24 protein-coding genes and 1 pseudogene are annotated in these 17498 nt (G+C 61.8%); 19 read left to right on the forward strand and 6 right to left on the reverse strand.

Annotated features, from left to right (window positions below):
• Nucleotides 1-34 precede the first annotated feature (34 nt).
• The 4 genes from pstC to phoU are packed head-to-tail and all read left to right on the forward strand — an operon-like array spanning nucleotide 35 to nucleotide 3395.
• The gene (gene pstC / locus H7C19_RS24490; RefSeq protein ID WP_185671711.1) at nucleotides 35-997 is read left to right on the forward strand and encodes a phosphate ABC transporter permease subunit PstC; all 963 of its coding nucleotides are present in this window, start codon (nucleotides 35-37) and stop codon (nucleotides 995-997) included.
• The gene (gene pstA / locus H7C19_RS24495; RefSeq protein WP_185671712.1) at nucleotides 994-1893 is read left to right on the forward strand and encodes a phosphate ABC transporter permease PstA; all 900 of its coding nucleotides are present in this window, start codon (nucleotides 994-996) and stop codon (nucleotides 1891-1893) included. The genes pstC and pstA overlap by 4 nt, the downstream gene beginning before the upstream one ends.
• Before the next feature lie 45 nt (nucleotides 1894-1938).
• The gene (pstB, locus tag H7C19_RS24500; RefSeq protein WP_185671713.1) at nucleotides 1939-2694 is read left to right on the forward strand and encodes a phosphate ABC transporter ATP-binding protein PstB; all 756 of its coding nucleotides are present in this window, start codon (nucleotides 1939-1941) and stop codon (nucleotides 2692-2694) included.
• A 41-nt stretch (nucleotides 2695-2735) separates the two neighbouring features.
• On the forward strand, nucleotides 2736-3395 hold the full coding sequence (phoU, locus tag H7C19_RS24505; RefSeq protein WP_185671714.1) for a phosphate signaling complex protein PhoU: 660 nt from the start codon (nucleotides 2736-2738) through the stop codon (nucleotides 3393-3395).
• Between the two features lie 67 nt (nucleotides 3396-3462).
• On the opposite strand, the gene H7C19_RS24510 is transcribed toward phoU, so the two are convergent.
• The 3 genes from H7C19_RS24510 to H7C19_RS24520 are packed head-to-tail and all read right to left on the reverse strand — an operon-like array spanning nucleotide 3463 to nucleotide 5274.
• Complete coding sequence (locus H7C19_RS24510; RefSeq protein ID WP_185671715.1) at nucleotides 3463-4035, reverse strand: ferric reductase-like transmembrane domain-containing protein; 573 nt, start codon at nucleotides 4033-4035, stop codon at nucleotides 3463-3465.
• The gene (locus H7C19_RS24515; RefSeq protein ID WP_185671716.1) at nucleotides 4019-4996 is read right to left on the reverse strand and encodes an FAD:protein FMN transferase; all 978 of its coding nucleotides are present in this window, start codon (nucleotides 4994-4996) and stop codon (nucleotides 4019-4021) included. The genes H7C19_RS24510 and H7C19_RS24515 overlap by 17 nt, the downstream gene beginning before the upstream one ends.
• Entirely contained in the window at nucleotides 4996-5274 is a 279-nt protein-coding gene (locus H7C19_RS24520; protein ID WP_185671717.1) for a hypothetical protein, read from the reverse strand. Before H7C19_RS24520 ends, H7C19_RS24515 begins: the two co-directional genes overlap by 1 nt.
• A 184-nt stretch (nucleotides 5275-5458) precedes the next feature.
• Between H7C19_RS24520 and H7C19_RS35775 the strand changes: the two are divergent.
• The 4 genes and pseudogenes from H7C19_RS35775 to H7C19_RS24535 form a co-directional block, all read left to right on the forward strand.
• Nucleotides 5459-5596: pseudogene (locus H7C19_RS35775) on the forward strand (glutamine amidotransferase-related protein); the annotation flags it as partial.
• A 94-nt stretch (nucleotides 5597-5690) separates the two neighbouring features.
• Entirely contained in the window at nucleotides 5691-6173 is a 483-nt protein-coding gene (locus H7C19_RS35780) for a type 1 glutamine amidotransferase (RefSeq protein ID WP_376775415.1), read from the forward strand.
• On the forward strand, nucleotides 6092-6511 hold the full coding sequence (locus H7C19_RS24530; RefSeq protein WP_376775416.1) for a phage holin family protein: 420 nt from the start codon (nucleotides 6092-6094) through the stop codon (nucleotides 6509-6511). Before H7C19_RS35780 ends, H7C19_RS24530 begins: the two co-directional genes overlap by 82 nt.
• A 182-nt stretch (nucleotides 6512-6693) precedes the next feature.
• Complete coding sequence (locus H7C19_RS24535; RefSeq protein WP_185671719.1) at nucleotides 6694-7089, forward strand: cupredoxin domain-containing protein; 396 nt, start codon at nucleotides 6694-6696, stop codon at nucleotides 7087-7089.
• A 216-nt stretch (nucleotides 7090-7305) separates the two neighbouring features.
• Here H7C19_RS24535 and H7C19_RS24540 read toward each other — a convergent pair whose 3' ends face one another.
• Nucleotides 7306-7557, reverse strand: coding sequence for a hypothetical protein (locus H7C19_RS24540; RefSeq protein ID WP_185671720.1), 252 nt, complete (start codon nucleotides 7555-7557; stop codon nucleotides 7306-7308).
• 122 nt (nucleotides 7558-7679) lie between these two features.
• Between H7C19_RS24540 and H7C19_RS24545 the strand changes: the two genes are divergently transcribed.
• The 4 genes from H7C19_RS24545 (at nucleotide 7680) to H7C19_RS24555 (ending at nucleotide 9342) form a co-directional block, all read left to right on the forward strand.
• Nucleotides 7680-7967 (forward strand): Dabb family protein, encoded by a 288-nt coding sequence (locus H7C19_RS24545; RefSeq protein WP_185671721.1) that lies wholly within the window; start codon nucleotides 7680-7682, stop codon nucleotides 7965-7967.
• A gap of 13 nt (nucleotides 7968-7980) precedes the next feature.
• The gene (locus H7C19_RS35330; RefSeq protein WP_281384949.1) at nucleotides 7981-8112 is read left to right on the forward strand and encodes a hypothetical protein; all 132 of its coding nucleotides are present in this window, start codon (nucleotides 7981-7983) and stop codon (nucleotides 8110-8112) included.
• Nucleotides 8113-8116: 4 nt separating this feature from the next.
• The gene (locus H7C19_RS24550) at nucleotides 8117-8557 is read left to right on the forward strand and encodes a DUF86 domain-containing protein (protein ID WP_185671722.1); all 441 of its coding nucleotides are present in this window, start codon (nucleotides 8117-8119) and stop codon (nucleotides 8555-8557) included.
• A gap of 77 nt (nucleotides 8558-8634) precedes the next feature.
• Entirely contained in the window at nucleotides 8635-9342 is a 708-nt protein-coding gene (locus tag H7C19_RS24555) for a helix-turn-helix transcriptional regulator (protein WP_246469743.1), read from the forward strand.
• Nucleotides 9343-9406: 64 nt separating this feature from the next.
• On the opposite strand, the gene H7C19_RS34440 is transcribed toward H7C19_RS24555, so the two are convergent.
• Nucleotides 9407-9574 carry a hypothetical protein gene (locus tag H7C19_RS34440; RefSeq protein ID WP_221469471.1) on the reverse strand — a complete coding sequence of 56 codons (168 nt, stop codon included), beginning with the start codon at nucleotides 9572-9574 and terminating at the stop codon, nucleotides 9407-9409.
• Between the two features lie 860 nt (nucleotides 9575-10434).
• Between H7C19_RS34440 and H7C19_RS24560 the strand changes: the two genes are divergently transcribed.
• The 7 genes from H7C19_RS24560 to H7C19_RS24590 all read left to right on the forward strand — a co-directional run bounded on the left by H7C19_RS24560 (nucleotide 10435) and on the right by H7C19_RS24590 (nucleotide 15070).
• Nucleotides 10435-10932, forward strand: coding sequence for a hypothetical protein (locus H7C19_RS24560; protein WP_185671723.1), 498 nt, complete (start codon nucleotides 10435-10437; stop codon nucleotides 10930-10932).
• Nucleotides 10933-11001: 69 nt separating this feature from the next.
• A complete protein-coding gene (locus tag H7C19_RS24565; protein WP_185671724.1) occupies nucleotides 11002-11310 on the forward strand; it encodes a YtxH domain-containing protein in 309 nt (102 codons plus the stop codon).
• Between the two features lie 558 nt (nucleotides 11311-11868).
• On the forward strand, nucleotides 11869-12681 hold the full coding sequence (racE, locus tag H7C19_RS24570) for a glutamate racemase (protein WP_185671725.1): 813 nt from the start codon (nucleotides 11869-11871) through the stop codon (nucleotides 12679-12681).
• A gap of 162 nt (nucleotides 12682-12843) precedes the next feature.
• Complete coding sequence (locus tag H7C19_RS24575) at nucleotides 12844-14055, forward strand: M14 family zinc carboxypeptidase (RefSeq protein ID WP_313731998.1); 1212 nt, start codon at nucleotides 12844-12846, stop codon at nucleotides 14053-14055.
• A 59-nt stretch (nucleotides 14056-14114) separates the two neighbouring features.
• Nucleotides 14115-14363, forward strand: a complete 249-nt coding sequence (locus tag H7C19_RS24580; RefSeq protein WP_185671726.1) for a hypothetical protein — start codon at nucleotides 14115-14117, stop codon at nucleotides 14361-14363.
• Nucleotides 14364-14511: 148 nt separating this feature from the next.
• Nucleotides 14512-14814, forward strand: a complete 303-nt coding sequence (locus tag H7C19_RS24585; protein WP_185671727.1) for an iron-sulfur cluster assembly accessory protein — start codon at nucleotides 14512-14514, stop codon at nucleotides 14812-14814.
• Entirely contained in the window at nucleotides 14801-15070 is a 270-nt protein-coding gene (locus tag H7C19_RS24590; RefSeq protein WP_185671728.1) for a YuzB family protein, read from the forward strand. The genes H7C19_RS24585 and H7C19_RS24590 overlap by 14 nt, the downstream gene beginning before the upstream one ends.
• A gap of 55 nt (nucleotides 15071-15125) precedes the next feature.
• Here H7C19_RS24590 and H7C19_RS24595 read toward each other — a convergent pair whose 3' ends face one another.
• Nucleotides 15126-17123, reverse strand: a complete 1998-nt coding sequence (locus H7C19_RS24595) for an LTA synthase family protein (protein ID WP_185671729.1) — start codon at nucleotides 17121-17123, stop codon at nucleotides 15126-15128.
• Nucleotides 17124-17498 lie beyond the last annotated feature (375 nt).

Consider the following 17498-nt stretch of genomic DNA (forward strand, 5'->3'; position numbering starts at 1 on the left):
AGCTGGCTTCTCTTCGTAAAAGGAGACCCTGCACATGCTAGACCTTCATCCAACCGGCCAAGCTTCGGCCTCCGCCGAGCTCGGCACGAGCCTGCGGGCCGGCTCCGGTCCGTCGTTCGATCGCAAGGCGCGGCTGCGGCTGTTCAACTCCGCCTTCAAGATCGCCTGCATCGCGGCCGCCGGGTTCGTCTGCCTGATTCTGCTCTGTATCTTGTTCTTCATGTTCCGCACCGGCATCTTGACGTTCCGCGACGTCTCGTTCAGCGAATTCTTCTTCTCGACGAACTGGGATCCCGAGAACGAGAGCTACGGCGCGCTCCTCTTCATCTTCGGCACGTTCGCTTTGACCGCCTTGACGCTGCTGTTCTCCGTGCCGTTCTCCGTCATCATCGCCATCTTCCTCGCGGAGATGACGCCGGCCTGGCTGCGCAATCTGCTCCGTCCGGTGCTCGACCTGCTGGTCGGCATTCCGTCCGTCGTCTACGGCTTCCTGGGCATGACGCTGCTCGTGCCGATGCTGCGGGACCTTACCGGACATGAGCTGGCCGACGGCTTGCTCGCCGCCTCGATCGTGCTGACCATCATGGTGTTGCCTACGATCAGCCGGATCAGCGACGACGCGATCACCGCCGTTCCGAAGAAGTATCGCGACGCGTCCTATGCGCTGGGCTCCAACCGCTTCCAGACGATCGTCCGCGTCGTGATCCCGGCGGCCAGCCGCGGCATCCTGTACGCCGTCATCCTCGGGATGGCGCGCGCCATCGGCGAGACGATGGCCGTCGTCATGGTCATCGGCAATACCGCTCAGATCGCGGACAGCTTGTTCAAGCCGACCGCCGTCCTGACGAGCAACATCGTCATGCAGATCTCGAGCGTCGAGTTCGACTCCACCTGGAACCACGCGCTGTACATGATGGGCTTCCTGCTGCTCGTGATCTCGCTCCTGATGATCGTCGTCATGCGGTTCCTGCAGCAACGAGGAGGGAAGAACGCATGACCGACCGGTCGGCATCCGCGCCTAGCGCGTTCGGCAAGCGGAGCGGCGCCTCCGCGATCTACAACCGGCTGTTCACCGGATTCGTCTGGTTCGTCGGGATCTGCGTCATTCTCTTTATCCTGGGCCTCTTGTTCCTGCTCCTGCAGAAAGGACTGCCCAAACTGACCTGGGACTTCCTATACGGACTGCCCAGCGAGATCGAAGAGGGCGGGGGCATCGGACCCGCGCTGTTCAATTCGTTCTACGTGCTGTTCCTGTCGCTCGCGATCTCCATTCCGCTCGGCCTGGCGGCCGGCATCTACCTGGCGGAGTTCGCGCCGGACAACAAGTGGATCGGCCTCGTCCGCATCTGCGTCGAAGGGCTATCCTCGGTCCCTTCGATCATCTTCGGTCTGTTCGGCATCGCGATCTTCGTCGAGATGTTCCAGGTGGGCCTCACGATCCTGGGCGGCGCGGTGAGCCTCGCCTTCCTGAATCTGCCCGTGCTGACGCGCGTGACGGAGGAGTCGATCCGGGCCGTGCCGGTCGAGATGAAGAACGCTTCGTTCGCGCTCGGCTCCACGCATCTGCAGACGATTCGACGCGTGCTCATCCCCGTCGCGCTGAACGGGATCATCACCGGCATCTGCCTCGTGGCCGGCCGGGCGTTCGGCGAGAGCGCCGTCATCATCCTGACCGCAGGCGTGACGACGTCCGGATCGATGTGGGACTTCAACCTGTTCTCCCCGGGCGAGACGCTGGCCGTCCATCTCTGGTACGTCCAGTCCGAGGCGATCGTGCCGGACGCGCAGGAGATCGCCCAGAAGGCGACCGCCGTCCTGATCTTCTTCGTCCTGCTCATCAACGTCGTCTTCCGCGTGCCGCTCTGGCTGAACGGACGCAAGACCAAGCTGTAGCCGGCACGCGCCCAGCGCGGCCTATACGATACGGGAGGAAATCTCATGCAAGCGATCATCGAGATTGAGAAGCTAAATCTGTTCTACGGGGCGTTCCAAGCGCTTAAGAATGTGTCGATGGAGGTTCCCGAGCGGGCGATCACCGCCTTCATCGGACCGTCCGGGTGCGGCAAGTCGACGCTGCTGCGCACGCTGAACCGGATGAACGACATGATCCAAGGGACGAGAATCGAAGGGAAGATCGAGATCGGCGGCGCGGATATCTATTCGAACGACGTGCACGTGGAGACCCTCCGCAAGAAGGTCGGCATGGTCTTCCAGCAGCCGAACCCGTTCCCGAAGTCGATCTATGACAACGTCGCATACGGTCCCCGCCTGCACGGCATCCGCAAGAAGCAGGAGCTCGACGAGATCGTCGAATCGAGCTTGCGTTCGGCCGCGCTGTGGGACGAAGTGAAGGATTATCTCAAGCGTTCCGCCCTCAGCCTGTCCGGCGGCCAGCAGCAGCGGATGTGCATCGCCCGCGCGCTGGCGGTAGGCCCCGACATCCTGCTCATGGACGAAGCGACGTCGGCGCTCGATCCGATCTCGACGCTCAAGATCGAGGAGCTCGCGCAGGAGCTCAAGGACAAATACACGATCGTCATGGTGACGCACAACATGCACCAGGCCGCGCGCGTGTCGCACCAGACCGTCTTTTTCCTGAACGGAGAGGTCGTCGAATATTCGGATACGGAGAAGCTGTTCTCCGATCCGTCGGACCAGCGCACGGAAGATTACATCAGCGGACGCTTCGGTTGATCCGAACGTCCAGCGGACGATGAGAGCAGGGGGATGAAGCCATGACCGTGAGAAAAGAGTTCGACCGCGGACTGGGAGAGATGCAGACGCTCCTCGCGGAGATGGGCGATCGGGTGGAGCGGGCGCTGGCCGAGGCGATGGACGCGTTGGAGAGCCTCAACGCGATCAAAGCCCGCAAGATCGTGAAGGCCGATCTCGAGCTGAACCGGCTGGAAGAGCGCGTCACCGATCTGGGCGCGAAGCTGCTCGCGACGCAGCAGCCGGTCGCGAAGGACCTGCGCCGCATCCTCGCCGCGTTCAAGATCGCATCGGATCTCGAACGGATGGGAGACCTCGCCGTCGATATCGCCAAGGTGGTACTGCGGCTGGAGGGGCAGACGCTCATCAAGCCGTTGATCGACCTGCCGCGGATGGGCGAGATCGTGCGCGTCATGATCGGCGACGCGGTACAGTCGTTCGTCCAGGAGAACGTCGATCTCGCCTACAAGATGGCGAAGGACGACGACCTGGTCGACGCGCTCTACAGCCAGATCATCCGCGAGCTGCTGACCATTATGGTCGAGGATCCGAAGACGATCTCGCAGGCGACGCTGCTCAGCTTCGTCGGCCGCTATATCGAGCGGATCGCGGACCATGCGACGAACATCGGTGAGAGCACCGTTTATCTGGTGACCGGATCGCGCCCGGACTTGAACGCCTAAGCGACGCAACGCCAAGAGCAGCCCCGCAGGGGCTGCTCTTGGCGTTTATGTCGGGGGGAGCGGGTAATTAGTGGGGCAGCTGCCGGGCAGCCGACCGCTTGTCTGCCGCGCTGCGCGCGGCGAAGCGGTAGCCGCACAGGACGAGCGTCGCGAGACCCGTGGCGACATACATTCCCTGCACCCAGCCGTCGCGGGTATCCGTCCCGAGGGCGAAGCCGTGGAGGAGCGCGAGAAAGTAGCCGGGGAAAGCCAGATAGTGAATGGCCCGCCACGCTCTCTTGCCGATCCGCTTCGCCAGATCCGAGCTTAGGACGAGCAGCAGCGAGGAATAGCATGCGAGCGTCCCGATGCCGATGAGGAACCGATGGTCTCGGGCGGCGAACGGAACGGCCAATTCATAGAGGCTGTAGCCGACATAGCTGTCGTAGATCAGCACCAAGCCGTGCAAGAGTCCGAACAAGAGCCCGAACCAGCCGGCGGATTGGTGCAGCATCAGGAGAGCCGCGCGGCGTTCGGGACGGACGAGACGCATGCTCGTCAGGATCCCGCCGACGGTAGAGACGAACAAGAGCAGGTAGGCGGTCAGCCCGGCTGCCCGGGTCGTCGTCCATACCGTGAGCCAATCATTCAAGTGTCGCATAGCTAACCCTTCCTTCTATCACACAGGCGGATACCGCGGGATCGGCGAGGACGGAGAGATCCCGCCCCACCGCGATATAGGCGCAATCCGGGCGTTTGCGCTTCAGCCAGGGAATGCCCTTCCGCGAGCCCAGAATGAGGAGACATTTGGCGTATACCTCCGCGGCCGTCGCGTCCGGGGCGAAAACGGTCGCCTGTAAGAGATCGGACCGGGCCGGCGTCAGGGTCGAGGGGTCGAGGAGATGATGCAGCTCGCGGCCGCCGGCGTCGCGCCACCGCCGCTTCGCCGCGCTGCTCGTGGCGATGCCGGCGGCAAAGGGGAGGCGAAGCGCGACGAGATCGGCTTCGGCGTCGTAAGGATGCGCTATACCGATCTCCCAACCGTTCGGAGGCGCGCCCCACAGCGCCATATCCCCGCCCGCGTCCACGGCGCCGGTCGGCACGCCTTCGGCTTGCAGCCGAGCAGCCAGCCGCGCGGCGCTCCAGCCTTTGGCGATGCCGCCGAGATCGATGGCGACGCCGGGGCTGAGCGACACGCCACCGTCCGGGGCTTCCAGATCCGCGAGCGTCATGGAGACCGGGGGCGCCGTCCCGACGCCTGTCTCCGCGCGGCGCGGCCTGTAGGGCGCCGCCGGACGATCGGCCAGCCGCTCAAAGCTCTCGGCATAGCCGTATCCGGACAAGACGGCGCCCAGAAAGGGGTTGAATACGCCGTCCGTCTCCAGATGATAGCGATGCGCCTTCAGAAGGACTTGCCGCAGCGGCGGCGAGGGCCGAAAGGCGGCGCCCGCCGAACGGTTCAAGGCGGACAGCTCGCTGTCCGGGCGGAAACGGCTGAGGTTCCGTTCGGCGTCCGCGAACCAGGCTTCCGCAAGCTCGCGCCCGGACGCGCCAAGCCCTGCCGTGGCGATCGTCGTATTCATGGCTTCGAACGTATGTCTGCTGCGATCCGCGGCGGCCATCAGGACCCCCGCGTCCGCATGTGGCCGAAACCGCCGCCGCCGGAGCCGCTGCCGCCGTCGGCATACGTTCTGCCGAAGCCGGAATTCTCATCCAGGGCCTGTCCGTCTGACGAGGAGCCCGTGCCCTGCGAAGGCCCGCCGGGATTCGCGATCGCTTGCGAGGCGGAGCCGGCCTGCGCAGCCTGCGGGCCGTCCGCCGAGATATAACCGACGAAGCCTGCGAATACCGCTACGCTCGACAGGCCGACCGCCCATTTGACCCATTTTGGATTTGCCATTGAACTGCTCCTTCCGATCGTGCCGCCGGATGCGGTACGGGGGATGAATGTCATTGTAGGCGCGGCGGATGAAAAGGGGATGAACCGCAGCTTAGGCCAGGCTGAAACGGGGCTGAACGTTTTCTGAAAGGAGGCGTACAGTCCGCCCGACGGCGAGCCTTATCCCGAGATCCGCGATATCGGGATGCTCGTGATTCTGGGCGGTCCGCAGAGCGTGTATCTGGAAAGCAAGTACGACTGGCTGGCCGAGGAGAAGCGCTTCATTCGATCCGCGGTCCGCGAAGGCGTCCGGGTGCTGGGCATCTGCCTCGGCGCGCAGTTCTTGGCCGAGACGCTCGGCGGACGCGTCTTCCGCAACGCGGACAAGGAGATCGGCTGGCATCCGGTGCGCCGGACGGCGGAACGCCACCCGCCTCTTGGAAGGACTGCCGGAGAAGTTCCATTCGTTCCACTGGCACAAAGACGCCGTCTCGCTGCCGGAGGGGGCCGTGCGGCTCGCCGAGTCGGATGCGACCGACGTCCAGGCGTTCGCTTGCGGCAACCGGGTGCTGGGCCTGCAGTTCCATCTGGAGACGACGCCCGCCTGCATGGAGACGATGCTGGACCTCTGGCGCGGCGAGCTGACCGACGCGCCGCATATTCGGAGCGCCGCGCGGATCGCCGGCGAGGCCGGGCGGCCGAATCCGGACGGATGCTGCGGCTCGTCCTGGACCGTCTCGAATCCGCGTAGGACAGGCCGCATACGCCGCTTCGATCCTCTTTCGCTCCGAATATGCTATAGGGCAGCAGGTGACGAGCTGTGGGGGAGGGATGCGGCGTGCATTGGGCAGCTGGAACGTTCTGCGTCGCCGCCGGCGCCGTGCTCATGTTCGCTTACGGACATTGGCCGGAGACGCTGACGGTGCTGCTGATCGTCATGGCCCTCGATTATTTGACCGGCGTGACGGCGGCGGTACGCGAAGGCTCGGGACTCAGCAGCCAGGTCGGTTTCTGGGGACTTTGGAGAAAGGGCCTCATGCTTTTGGTCATTTTGCTAGCTCATCGGATCGATATCCTCTTCGGCACGGAGATGGCCATGGGGGGAGCGATTTACTTTTATCTGGCGAACGAGCTGCTGTCCGTTCTGGAGAACGCCGGCCGGATCGGATTGCCGATCCCGGACCGTCTGCGGCGGGCCGTCAAGATCTTGCGCGATCGCGCCGACGACGAAGACCGCCGGCCGCCCGGACGGAGCTGAGGGGGGGAGACCGCTTCCTTGCGGATCGACTCCTTTTTTTTTGCGCGAAAAAAAACCGCCCCGTTCATCATTTTGTCAAATGTGAAAAAAAGTTGACGTTTTCATCCCGCGAAATCTTGAGTTCGATTGCCCATTTTAGGTAATATAAGAATTAGACATTTGAGGAAGCAGGGGGAGCAACAATGTTGAAATGGATCATGCCGGTCTTGCTTGTCGTCGCTTGCTTATTTGGCGTGTACTTGCTGGCGACCGACCTTCCCGCGAAGCCGAAGGATGAAGCGTCTGGTTTGGCCGAAGGCCAAGAGCTGCTGAAGATCGTGGCGACCACGACGGACTACAAGTTCGACCAGGCCGAATACCACGTCAAGGCGGGCACCAACTACAAAATCAAATTCTCCAACAAATCGGGCAAGCACGGCGCGCACATCGAAGGCGCCAACATCGACTTGAACGAGAACAATCCGACGGTCGAATATACTTTCCCGGAGAGCGACAAAGGCAAGACCTTCGAGCTGAAGTGCTCGATCATGTGCGGACAAGGCCATGCTACGATGGCTTCCAAGATTATCGTCGACTAACGCGTTCCGCGGAACCGAGCGGGTATCGCCTCCCGGCCGGGAGGGTCGGATGCCGCCTCGAATCGGACGCGTTCGGCTATTCACGGCTTCGCTGCGCGCGGAGGAGAGCGAAGCGAAGCCGCGGATGGATGGAGGCGAAGCGGGGAGGGAGGCAGTTGCCGACCTCGCCCGACACGAAAAAAAAGGAGCCGGAACCGGCTCCTTTTTTTACAAGCGTTAAGCCCTTCTGCGCGCGCGCGACGCCGCCACGGTCCGATCGGCCAGATAGCCGATCAGCGCCCAGCTGGCGACGGTGAGGACGTACATCCAAGCGACGCTCACCTGATGGATGTCGCCGAACAGCTCGACGAACCAGATCGGGACGCTGAACATGAACAAGAACAAATTGTGCGGATCGTAACCGGTCGCGTTGAACAGGCATAGCGCAAGACCGATCAGCGCAAGCACCCAAGTAAAGGTATAGCGCATGGCGTTCTCCCTTCCGCTGATATAATCCGGATTAGACGTAGTATGCGCGGCCGGAGAGCGCCTCATGCGAACTTAACGGCAAGCCGGCCCGAGACCATTTTCCGAAAGGAGACCATTCACTCATGATTACGCATATTGTCCTGTTTAAGCTCAAAGACCGCAGCCCGGAGAGCGTCGCCGCGACGGCGCAAGTGCTGCGCGATATGGAAGGCAAGATCGACGAGCTCCTGTCCATCGAGGTGGGGACGGACGTGGTGCACTCGGAGCGTTCGTACGACGTATCGCTCGTGACCAAGTTCGCATCGCTCGAAGCGATGCAGGCTTACCAGGTCCACCCGGTCCACAAAAAAGTCATCGAGCACATGTCGGTCGCGCGCGAAGCGCAAGCCGTCGTCGACTACGAGAGCTGAGGGGAAGAGATCGGTGAATACGACGGATTCGGGTGCAGGCGATCTGTACGAGATGCTGACTTACCTGCTGGTGATCATCATCAGCGCGGTGGTTATGGTCGTCTGGCTCAAACGCAAAAACAAGCGCAAGAACGGCAAAGGGTGATCGCATGTATTACGTAAACCGGGAAGGAATCGAACGCCGCCTCCGCTGCATTCCCGACATCGCCGAAGCGGCGGGCGCGGTATCCGGCGAATGGACGGGCTCCTTGCTCGAAGGTCTCGCGCAGGAGCGTTGCCTGCACCTAGCCTTGGAGATCGTAACGGATGTCGGCAGCTTCCTGATCGACGGGTTCATGATGCGGGATGCGAGCAGCTATGAAGACATCGTGGAAGTCATCGCGGGCGAAGGCGTCGTTCCCGCGGATCGGGCGGAGACGCTGCGCCGGCTGGTCGCGCTGCGCAAGCCGCTCGTGCAGGACTACGACAACTGGCCGCGACGCGAGCCGCACCGCTTGACGGCCGAACTGCCGGACCTGCTCCTGGCTTTCGAAGCGGACGTGAACGCGTTTCTGAAGCGGGAGCTCGATCCCTGGGAGACGCCGCGCTGACTTTGTATACTTTTTGGTATCAAAAATAAATTTACGTTGCGTTGATCTTCCGTTACAATAGGAGCATAAGCGAGCGAATGGCTCAGACCATCGCCGAGCCGGGAGGGATGCTTATGCTGCCGCAGGAAGAGGGCTCGACGCGGGAACAGCTGCTTCAATTGCTGAAGACGCGCGGGAATAGCAGCATCGGCGAATTGTCGAAGGAGCTGGCCATCACGGAGATGGCGGTCCGCAGACACGTTCAGACGCTGGAGCGGGACGGGCTCGTGCGTTCCGCATTGGTTCGCCAGGCCATGGGACGACCGTCTTATTGGTACTCGCTGACCGAACGCGCGGACGACTTGTTCCCGAAGAATTACCCGCAATTGGCGCTCGATCTGCTCGAAGAGCTGGAAGAGCAGCATGGCGGCGCGCAAGTCATCGACCGCCTGTTCGAAGGCCGGCGCGAGAAGCTGGCTTCCCGGTACCGGGAACGGCTCGCGCATGCGTCGCTGGAGGATCGGGTAGCGGAGTTGACCGCCATCCAGCATGCGGGCGGATATATGTCCGATTGGGAGCGGGAGACCGACGATTCGTTCCTGCTCCATGAATATAATTGCCCCATCGCCCAAGTGGCGGGCCGGTACCGCCAAGCCTGCCATTGCGAACAGCGCTTGTTCGAGGAGCTGCTGGACGCGAAGGTCGAGCGCACCGAGTGCATCGCGGACGGCGGCCAGCGCTGCACGTACGCGATCCGTCGCGCGGAGCGAAGCGCGAACGGCGCGACGGAGCAAGGCAAGTCCTAATCGGGCGCAAGCGCGAGAAAAAGAGGTCCCCCACCGGCAGAGATGTCGGGCGCGGGGCCTCTTTTTATGGATGAAGACGGTTTTTGGCCCCTGCCCGTCTCGAAGCGCAGATGGGAAAAATGGCTTTTCCCTTCAGCGCCTCGCCGAACGCCTTGCCCACCTCCAGCGTCCGCGTCCGTCCGTCATCCAACCCGAACCGCCGCCTCAGCATGTTCTCTTCCCGTTTGGTCAACGTACCCATTCAGCAGCAGAGGTATGACACGGAACTTTATCCACCGGTGTGTCTCGCATTGATTTACCCATCAGCGCCGCCTCCATTCAGCAGCAGAGGTTCGACACGGAACTTTATCCACCGGAGTGTCTCGCAGTTGGGCTCGCGCTCGAAAAGTTGTATTCATACCACTTATTTGGCCACCGGTGGCGGAAAATGCACCATTTCTTGCAAATGTACAACTTATTCCGAAGGAATTCGGAAAAGAAGCGGAAAACAGGCGAATAAGTTGTACAAATACAACATCATGCTCCAATCGGCGCCATTCCCAGGAAAAAAGTTGCACTTTTGCAACTTATCGCTTCAGATGGAGGTCACTTTACTTAAAAAGTTTGTACGTTCGCAGCTTGAGGGTTTGGATGACTCGCTGCCGTCACAAAACGTATCGCTTCTGTCATCAGTTCGGTTTTCTATCCTCTCCTGTCTATCGCCTGCATTTTTTTGTCTGGCGTCCTACCCTCTTCTAACTGCTATCCTATCCAAACTGTCTATTGTTCTACCTCATCTGACTGTAGACTTATCCTCATCTGTCCCGCCGTCCGCCGTCATTTCATCATCTGCCGACTGGCGATCATCGGTCGTCTTTTCGTCATCTACCGTCTCCTTCATCGGCGCAAACGATCCTTGCGGTAGCGGACGTTCTGGTTGCGACCCGTGATTACCTTTCCTCGACCATCCGGGCCACGCACCTCTATTTCCCATGCTCTTCAAGTTTCAGCCCGTCCGCTGTGTCAAGTCAAGCCCATCGCTCCTATACTGTCATTAACCGCCTGGGCGTTTGTACCGGGTGCGGAAGGAGTCAAGGGAGGAGGGACTGGGAGATGGCTTGGGATATCGCAGCTTATGCCTTAGCTGTCCTGTGTCTGGCGATCGCCGTCGCGTCGTGGATCGCCGCGAACGCCGTGCGGCGCGCCATGGGCCGGGTGAGCCGGTCCGTAGAGCGGCTCGACCGGGAGGCGGCGGCAGCGCTGCTCGAATGGCGGCAGCTCGCGGAAGAGGCGAGGGAGGCGACTGGCGCATGCCGGCGCATCCTGGACGGCGCCGAGGGACTCGCGGAAGGGGGGCGGGCGCTCGGAGAAGCGGCTCGCAGAGCCGCCATGGCGGCGGCCGATGTCGCAGACGCTTGGCGCGAGCGCATCGTCGGACGCTTGGCGTCCGAAACCGGCCCGCAAGCGGACGGGGTGCCGGGAACCGATTGGCAGGCGATCGGCTGGAACCTGTGGCAATCGTGGCGCCGGCGGGCAGCGGCCGCTTCCGCTCCCGCCTCCGATGAACCAACCGCGTCAGTGGACCCGCTATCGGGCGAAACGCGTCATTAGCGGTGCGAAGGCGATATGCAGACGCACCAACGACGAGACCTCTTGGAAAGAGGAAGGGAGATTACGACAATGGCTGAGAAGAAAGTAGTCAAATCGTTCGTGTACGGCGCGCTGACGGGGGCCGTCGCCGGCGCGGTAACCGCGCTGCTGTTCGCTCCGAAGTCGGGCAAGGAACTGCGCAAGGACATCTCGGATACGGCGCAGCGCGTCGGCGAGAAGACGGCGGATCTGGGCCGCTCCGCGGGGTCGGCCGCACAATCCATCGCGAGGAAGACGTCGAACTGGGCTTCCGACGTGCGCGCCAAGCTGAACAAGCGCGGCCAGGCGGAAGAAGAAACGTCCGCCGAGATCGTTGAGTCGGATTCCGCCGCCCGCTAACCGACCCCTTCGAAGCGCCCTTAAGCTTCCGCCGAAGCCGCCGAATCGGATTCCGTCGTTAGCTGATCGAGCCCTTCGAAGCGCCCTTAAGCTATCGCCGAAGCCGCCGAATCGGATTCCGTCGTTAGCCGATCAAGCCCTTCGAAGCGCCCTTAAGCTTCCGCCGCAGCCGCCGAATCGGATTCCGTCGTTAGCTGATCGAGCCCTTCGAGGCGCCCTTAAGCTTCCGCCGCAGCCGCCGAATCGGATTCCGTCGTTAGCTGATCAAGCCCTCCGAAGCGCCCTTAAGCTTCCGCCGCTCGCTAATCAAGCCCTTCGAAGCGCTTTTAAACGTCCGCCGCAGCCTTAATATCGGATTCCGCTTCGCGTCAAACGTACGCCGCAAACCGCCCTTTCTGACGGAAAATATCGCATCGGAACGCCGCCCCGCTCCCGCCGGGCGGCGTTCCGCTTGCCTTGAACCTCGTCCGAATATGAGCTAAGATGTAGGTACCTTTTGAGCAGGACGCTCATAAGGTATCATGTTCTGTCATCTCCTAACCAGAAAGCGGTGTTCTCGTGCAGCAAGCGATCGCAGTCCTCGACTCCGGAGTGGGCGGACTGACCGTCGTCAAAGAAGTGATGCGTCAGTTGCCCCGCGAGAAGATCTTGTATTTCGGCGACACTGCGCGTACGCCATACGGCTCGCGGTCTGCGGAACAAGTCACGCAATTCACACGAGAGATCGTGGATTATCTCGCTCAATTTCAACCTAAAATGATCGTGATCGCCTGCAATACGGCTACGGCAGTCGCGCTGGACGATATCACCAGCCGGGTGGACATCCCTGTCGTCGGCGTCATCAATCCCGGGGCGCGCGCAGCGCTCGGCCGGACCAAGACGAACGTCGTCGGCGTCATCGGCACCGAAGGCACGATCCGCAGCGGCGCATACGTGCAAGCCTTGCGGCGGCTGTCGCCGCATATCGAAGTCGTCAGCCAGGCTTGTCCCCAATTCGTACCGTTGGTGGAAGACGGCAACTTCCGTTCCCGCCAGACCGAGCAGATCGTCTTCGAGTCGCTCAGCGCGCTGCGCGGCAGCTCGATCGACAGCCTGATCCTCGGCTGTACCCATTACCCGTTCCTGGCCGAGACGATCTCGGAGGCGATGGGGCCGAACGTGACGCTGATCAGCTCCGCCGACGAGACGGCCCGCGAGATCAGCACCATTCTTCAAGGCCACAACCAGCTGGCGGGGAACGACGAATTACCGATTCACCAGTTCTTCTGCAGCGGCGATCCGAAGAAGTTCCAGGAGATTGCCCAAGCTTGGCTGGGCGAGCAGATCCGGCTCACCCCCGTCGTCTGGCAAGCTCCGAATATCGGCGCCTAATCGGCCGCCTCGTCCTCTCCGGAGGGCGGGGCGGTCTTTGGCTTCCATCCAGCTGCGGACAACGCCCGATCCCGTTCGGCATTCATATCCGCCTGCCGGCATGCATAGATCAATAGGACCCGGCAACGAATACAACGACAGGCGAGAACGGGAGGAAAAAGGGTGAATACGATATCGCATATGGCGCAGCGCGGGGACACGCTCCGCCGCATCGCTTTGCAATACGGGGTGGCGCACGCCGCCCTCGTTGCAGTCAATCCGCAGCGCGGCGAATCCGAGCCGCTCGTGCAGGGCGAGCTTGTCCATATTCCGGTCCGGCTGCCGAGGCGCTATGTCGTACAGCAGGGCGATACGACGGAGAGCCTGGCGGCGAAGCTGGGCTGCGGAGAAGCGCGCCTCCGCGAATTGAACGCATGCCTGACGGAAGGTCAGCCGGAGGCCGGCCAGGTGCTCGAGGTCCCCGGTCCGCATGCCGACCGGATCGTACAAGTCGAGGCGGAATACGGGCCGGCCCAAACGGCGGCGGATTTGCAGCGGCTGAAGCGGGCATTCCCCTTCATCACGGTGACCACGATCGGACGCAGCGTCATGGGCAAGCCGATCTATGCCGCTCGGATCGGGGAGGGCGCCTTCCGCTGGCAAGTGAACGCCGCCTGCCATGCCAATGAATGGATCACGTCGGCGCTGCTCATGCGGTTCCTCGAGGATTATGGCCGGGCTTGCCGCCGCAGAGGCGCGATCGGGGGCAAGGATGCCGCCGCCCTGTTCCGCAAATGCACGCTTTGGGCCGTGCCCATGCTCAATCCGGACGGCGTGGAGCTCGTGCAGGAAGGCGCGCCGCCGTCCCATCCGTTCTATCGGGAGCTGAACGCTTGGAACCGCGGATCGGCCTCCTACCGCCGCTGGAAGGCGAACGTCCGCGGGGTCGATCTGAACGACCAATTCCCGGCCCATTGGGAAGAAGAGCGGCAGCGGCGGCGGATTCACGAGCCCGGTCCCCGCGACTACGGCGGCAGCGCTCCGCTCACGGAACCCGAGGCGCGGGCGATCGCGGACTTCACGGAGATGATGGACTTCCATGCGGTGCTTGCCCTGCATACCCAGGGGGAAGAGATCTACTGGAACTACCGCGGCTGCGAGCCGCCGGAGGCGCGGCACTGGGCGGACCGTCTCGGGCACGCATCCGGCTATCGTCCCGTCGAGCTCACCGGCAGCGACGCCGGCTTCAAGGATTGGTTCATCGAGCGATATCGGCGTCCGGGCTTTACGGTCGAAGCCGGCTTCGGTCACAATCCGTTGGCGCCCGAGTCGTTCGACGACGTGTATGACGAATGGCTCCGGCTGATGACGGAGGCGCTGGATTTACCCTCCTGAGTGCGATGCCCGGCTTCCGGGAACACTTTCGTCATTCGATGACGAAGGGGGAGTCAGGTATGGGCAAACGATCCTGGGGACGCTTGTGGACCCACCTTCCGTCCCGCGTATGGACCATCCTCCGATCGCCGAGAGTGCCGACGGCCGACAAGCTCTGGTTTCTCGTGCCTGTCGGTCTCTACTGGGTCTTGCCCGATTTCATGCCTTTCATGCCGATCGACGACATCGCGGTAACGCTATTCGCCGCGCAATGGTTCGCCGGCCGGATGGAAAGGAAGTACGCGCTCGAACGTCTGCCGAAGCGCTGAACCCGCGAAGAGGAGATCCGCCGTGTCGCGGCGATGTCCCCAAGGTCTGCCGGTCTTGCGCGGCAGGCCGCATGCCTTTACAATAGATGTAATGCTTCCGAATGCGTCTCTGCGACCGATCGGATCTCGAGAACTGGAGTGAGAAGACATGCAATGTAAAATTACCCGCAATGCCGCGAAGGTGCTACGGCTCGAGCTGGACAAGCCGGAGAATGCCGACCTGAAGCTGCGCGTGCTGATCACGCACAGCCACGGCGATCACGCGCACTACGGCTTGGATCTGACCAAACCGACGGAGAACGACGAGATCGTCTCGACGGATAAAGATATCGACGTGCTGCTGGCCAAAGGCGAAGAGCTGCTCGACGGCGTCAAGATCGATTACTTGTATTTCCCGCAAGAGGGCTTCGTCATCACGAATCCGAGCAAAGGCAATCATGGCGACCACTGAGGAACAAGGGGTACTGCCCGTCAGCGGCTTGAACGATATCCGCATCTGCGACAAGTGTAACCACGTTCGCATGAAGACGCTGCTGCCCAAGCTGCAGAAGCTCGATCCGGAAGCCACGATCCGGGTCGGCTGCAAGTCGTATTGCGGACCGTGCGCCAAGCGGGCGTTCGTCTTCATCAACGGAAGATACGTCACCGCGCCGTCCGAAGACGAAGCCGTGGAGAAGGCGCGCCAGCACGTCAAGAAGAAAAAATAAAAGAAAGATCGCGCAGCGCGGACAAGAACGTCCCTTCGCTGGCGATCTTTTTTGTTTATTCCGAGGCATTCTCCAACCGCATGTCCGGGAGCAGATTGTGCTCGACGACGCGGTCCGAGACGGCGAGCTCCAGGTTTGCGGCCTCTCGGCCCGCTTGGCATGCGGCGGGATCCGTCGCCTTGCCGTCGGGGAGCGAGTAGCAGGCGCCATGCTCCGGCACGCCGTCGCTGCCGGGGACGTAGTAGCTCGCCCCGTCGGTATAGCCGCCGTTGCGGAACACGACCGGCTTCGCGGCCGCCGACAGCATGCTCACGCCCATCATCTTGCGGTCCCCGATCGGAATGCCGAGCAGTTGCATAATCGTAGGCGTCGTATCCAGCTGGCCCACGGCCTTCTCGTTCACGCCCGCGTTCGCATCGTTCGGGAAGTGAATGAAGAACGGCACCTTGCGGACGTTGGCGTCCTGCTCGACCTCGCTCAAGCTGCGCCCGAGCAGCTTCTCGTACGGCTTCAGGTCGTATAGCGAGTTGTCGTGATCCCCGTAGAACAGGAGTACGGTATCCTCCCACAATCCTTCTTCCTTGAGGCGGTCCACCAGCTCGCCGACCGCTTCGTCCACGTAGTGCGCCGCCTGCAGGTAGCTCCCGAACGTCGTGCCCGAGAATTCGCCCGCATCGAACTGGGTTGCCGTAGACGGCAAGTTGAAAGGATGATGACTGGAAATCGTAATCGCGAAAGCGTAGAAGGGCGACTTGCCGCGATCCTTGATCTGATCGACCGTCTGCTGCAGGAACGATTTGTCCCCGAGCGACCATCCGATCGGTTCGTCGATGTCGAAGTCCTTGATGTTGTAGAACTTGGCGTAATCCATGTTGTGGTACATGTTGTTCCGGTTCCAGAAGCTGCCGTCGTACGCATGGTGCACGGTCGTATCGTAGCCCTGTTCGTTCAGGACGGAAGGCAGGCAGTCGAACGCGTGGTCCGCGAAACGGATGAACACCGACCCGGAAGGCATCGGATGCAGCGAGCAGCTGGTCAGGAAGTCGGCGTCCGACGTTCGCCCTTGGCTTGTCTGGTGGTAGAAGTTCGGGAAGTAGGCGCTCTTGCCGATCAATTCGTTCAAGTTCGGCGTGATCGGCACGCCGTTCACGGACTGGCCGATGACGAACGATTGGAAAGCCTCGGCCTGGATCATCAGGACGTTCTTGCCCTTGGCCGCGCCGAAGAGCGGCTCGGCCTCCGCTTGCGTCTGGAGCTGCTTGCGGCCGTCGAACCAAGCGCGCGCTTCCTGGATCTCCGCTTCGGTTACGCCTCCGCCAAGCCAGTGCTCCTTGGCGTACCGGTACGTGTCGTAGCCGTGGAAGCCGAACAAGCCGGTCACGTTGTAGATCGGGATATTCCACCAGTTGCCGTCGAACAGTCCTCGCGCCCAGCCGTTCTTCTGCGTGTTCACGGGAACAGCGATCATCATGATGCCGCTGGCGAGGAGCGCGGCGCCGAGCGCCAGCCGCAGGAGCAGTCCGACCCGCGATCTCCGGCCCCCGGATTCGTATCCGCCGCCGTATGCGCGGACGCGGACCCGGGAAGGCCGGAAGCGCCACAGGACGAATACGGCCAGGGCGATCGCCACCGGCAGGTCGGCGAACAAGATGAAGTCGCCCTTATGGATGAGGCTCCAGATACTGTCTTCCAGCGAGCTGACCTGACCGGCTTGAAGCAGGACGGGGACCGAGAGGAAGTCTTTGAAATAACGGAAGTAGACGAGATCGGCGAACACGGCGACGGATAGCACCAGGTCCAGTATCGTCAGTACGACGGCGCGAGTCCGACGGCCCAGCCACACGGTCCAGAACGTAATCAGCACCATCGCGCCCAGGTTCACCGTGCGCTTCCAATGGTTCATGCCGCCGACGTCCAATTGGGCGTCGAGCCAGTTCAGTTTGTATAGCATCGACGCGATGAGCAGCATCGCGCCCCAGTAAGGCCACAAACCCAGACCGGCCGCTGACAGGCGAACGCCGCGGCGCGCCGCGGTCTGCAATTGCGTGATCATGGCGAACGCATCCTTTCCACCGTTTCCTCGGGTGTTAAGGGAGTTGCAGGAAACGGTAAACGCAATGTAAAAACATAAAACAAATTTTAGTATATCGCGAATGGGCGGTTTTTTTCAAACCATTGAAGGAAATGGAAAAGGGGCGAGGGCGAATCCTCCAAAATAGGGATAAATTCCGTTGAAGTCCCATGTACGGCGGTGCATCCTCTATCTATCGTCCCGGAGCATCGCGTAAGATTAAGTAATAAATGAAGCTTGGGGGCGTAAACGTTGAAGATGGGCGTCGGAAACGGCGGCATCCATAGGGCGGATAGAGGAAAGGTTGATAGCGTAAAAAACGAGCGAAGGCGGGAGGATGGAGGTTGGGACTTGGCC

The sequence above is a fragment of the Cohnella nanjingensis genome, from assembly GCF_014212125.1.
Taxonomy (GTDB): Bacteria; Bacillota; Bacilli; order Paenibacillales; family Paenibacillaceae; genus Cohnella; species Cohnella nanjingensis.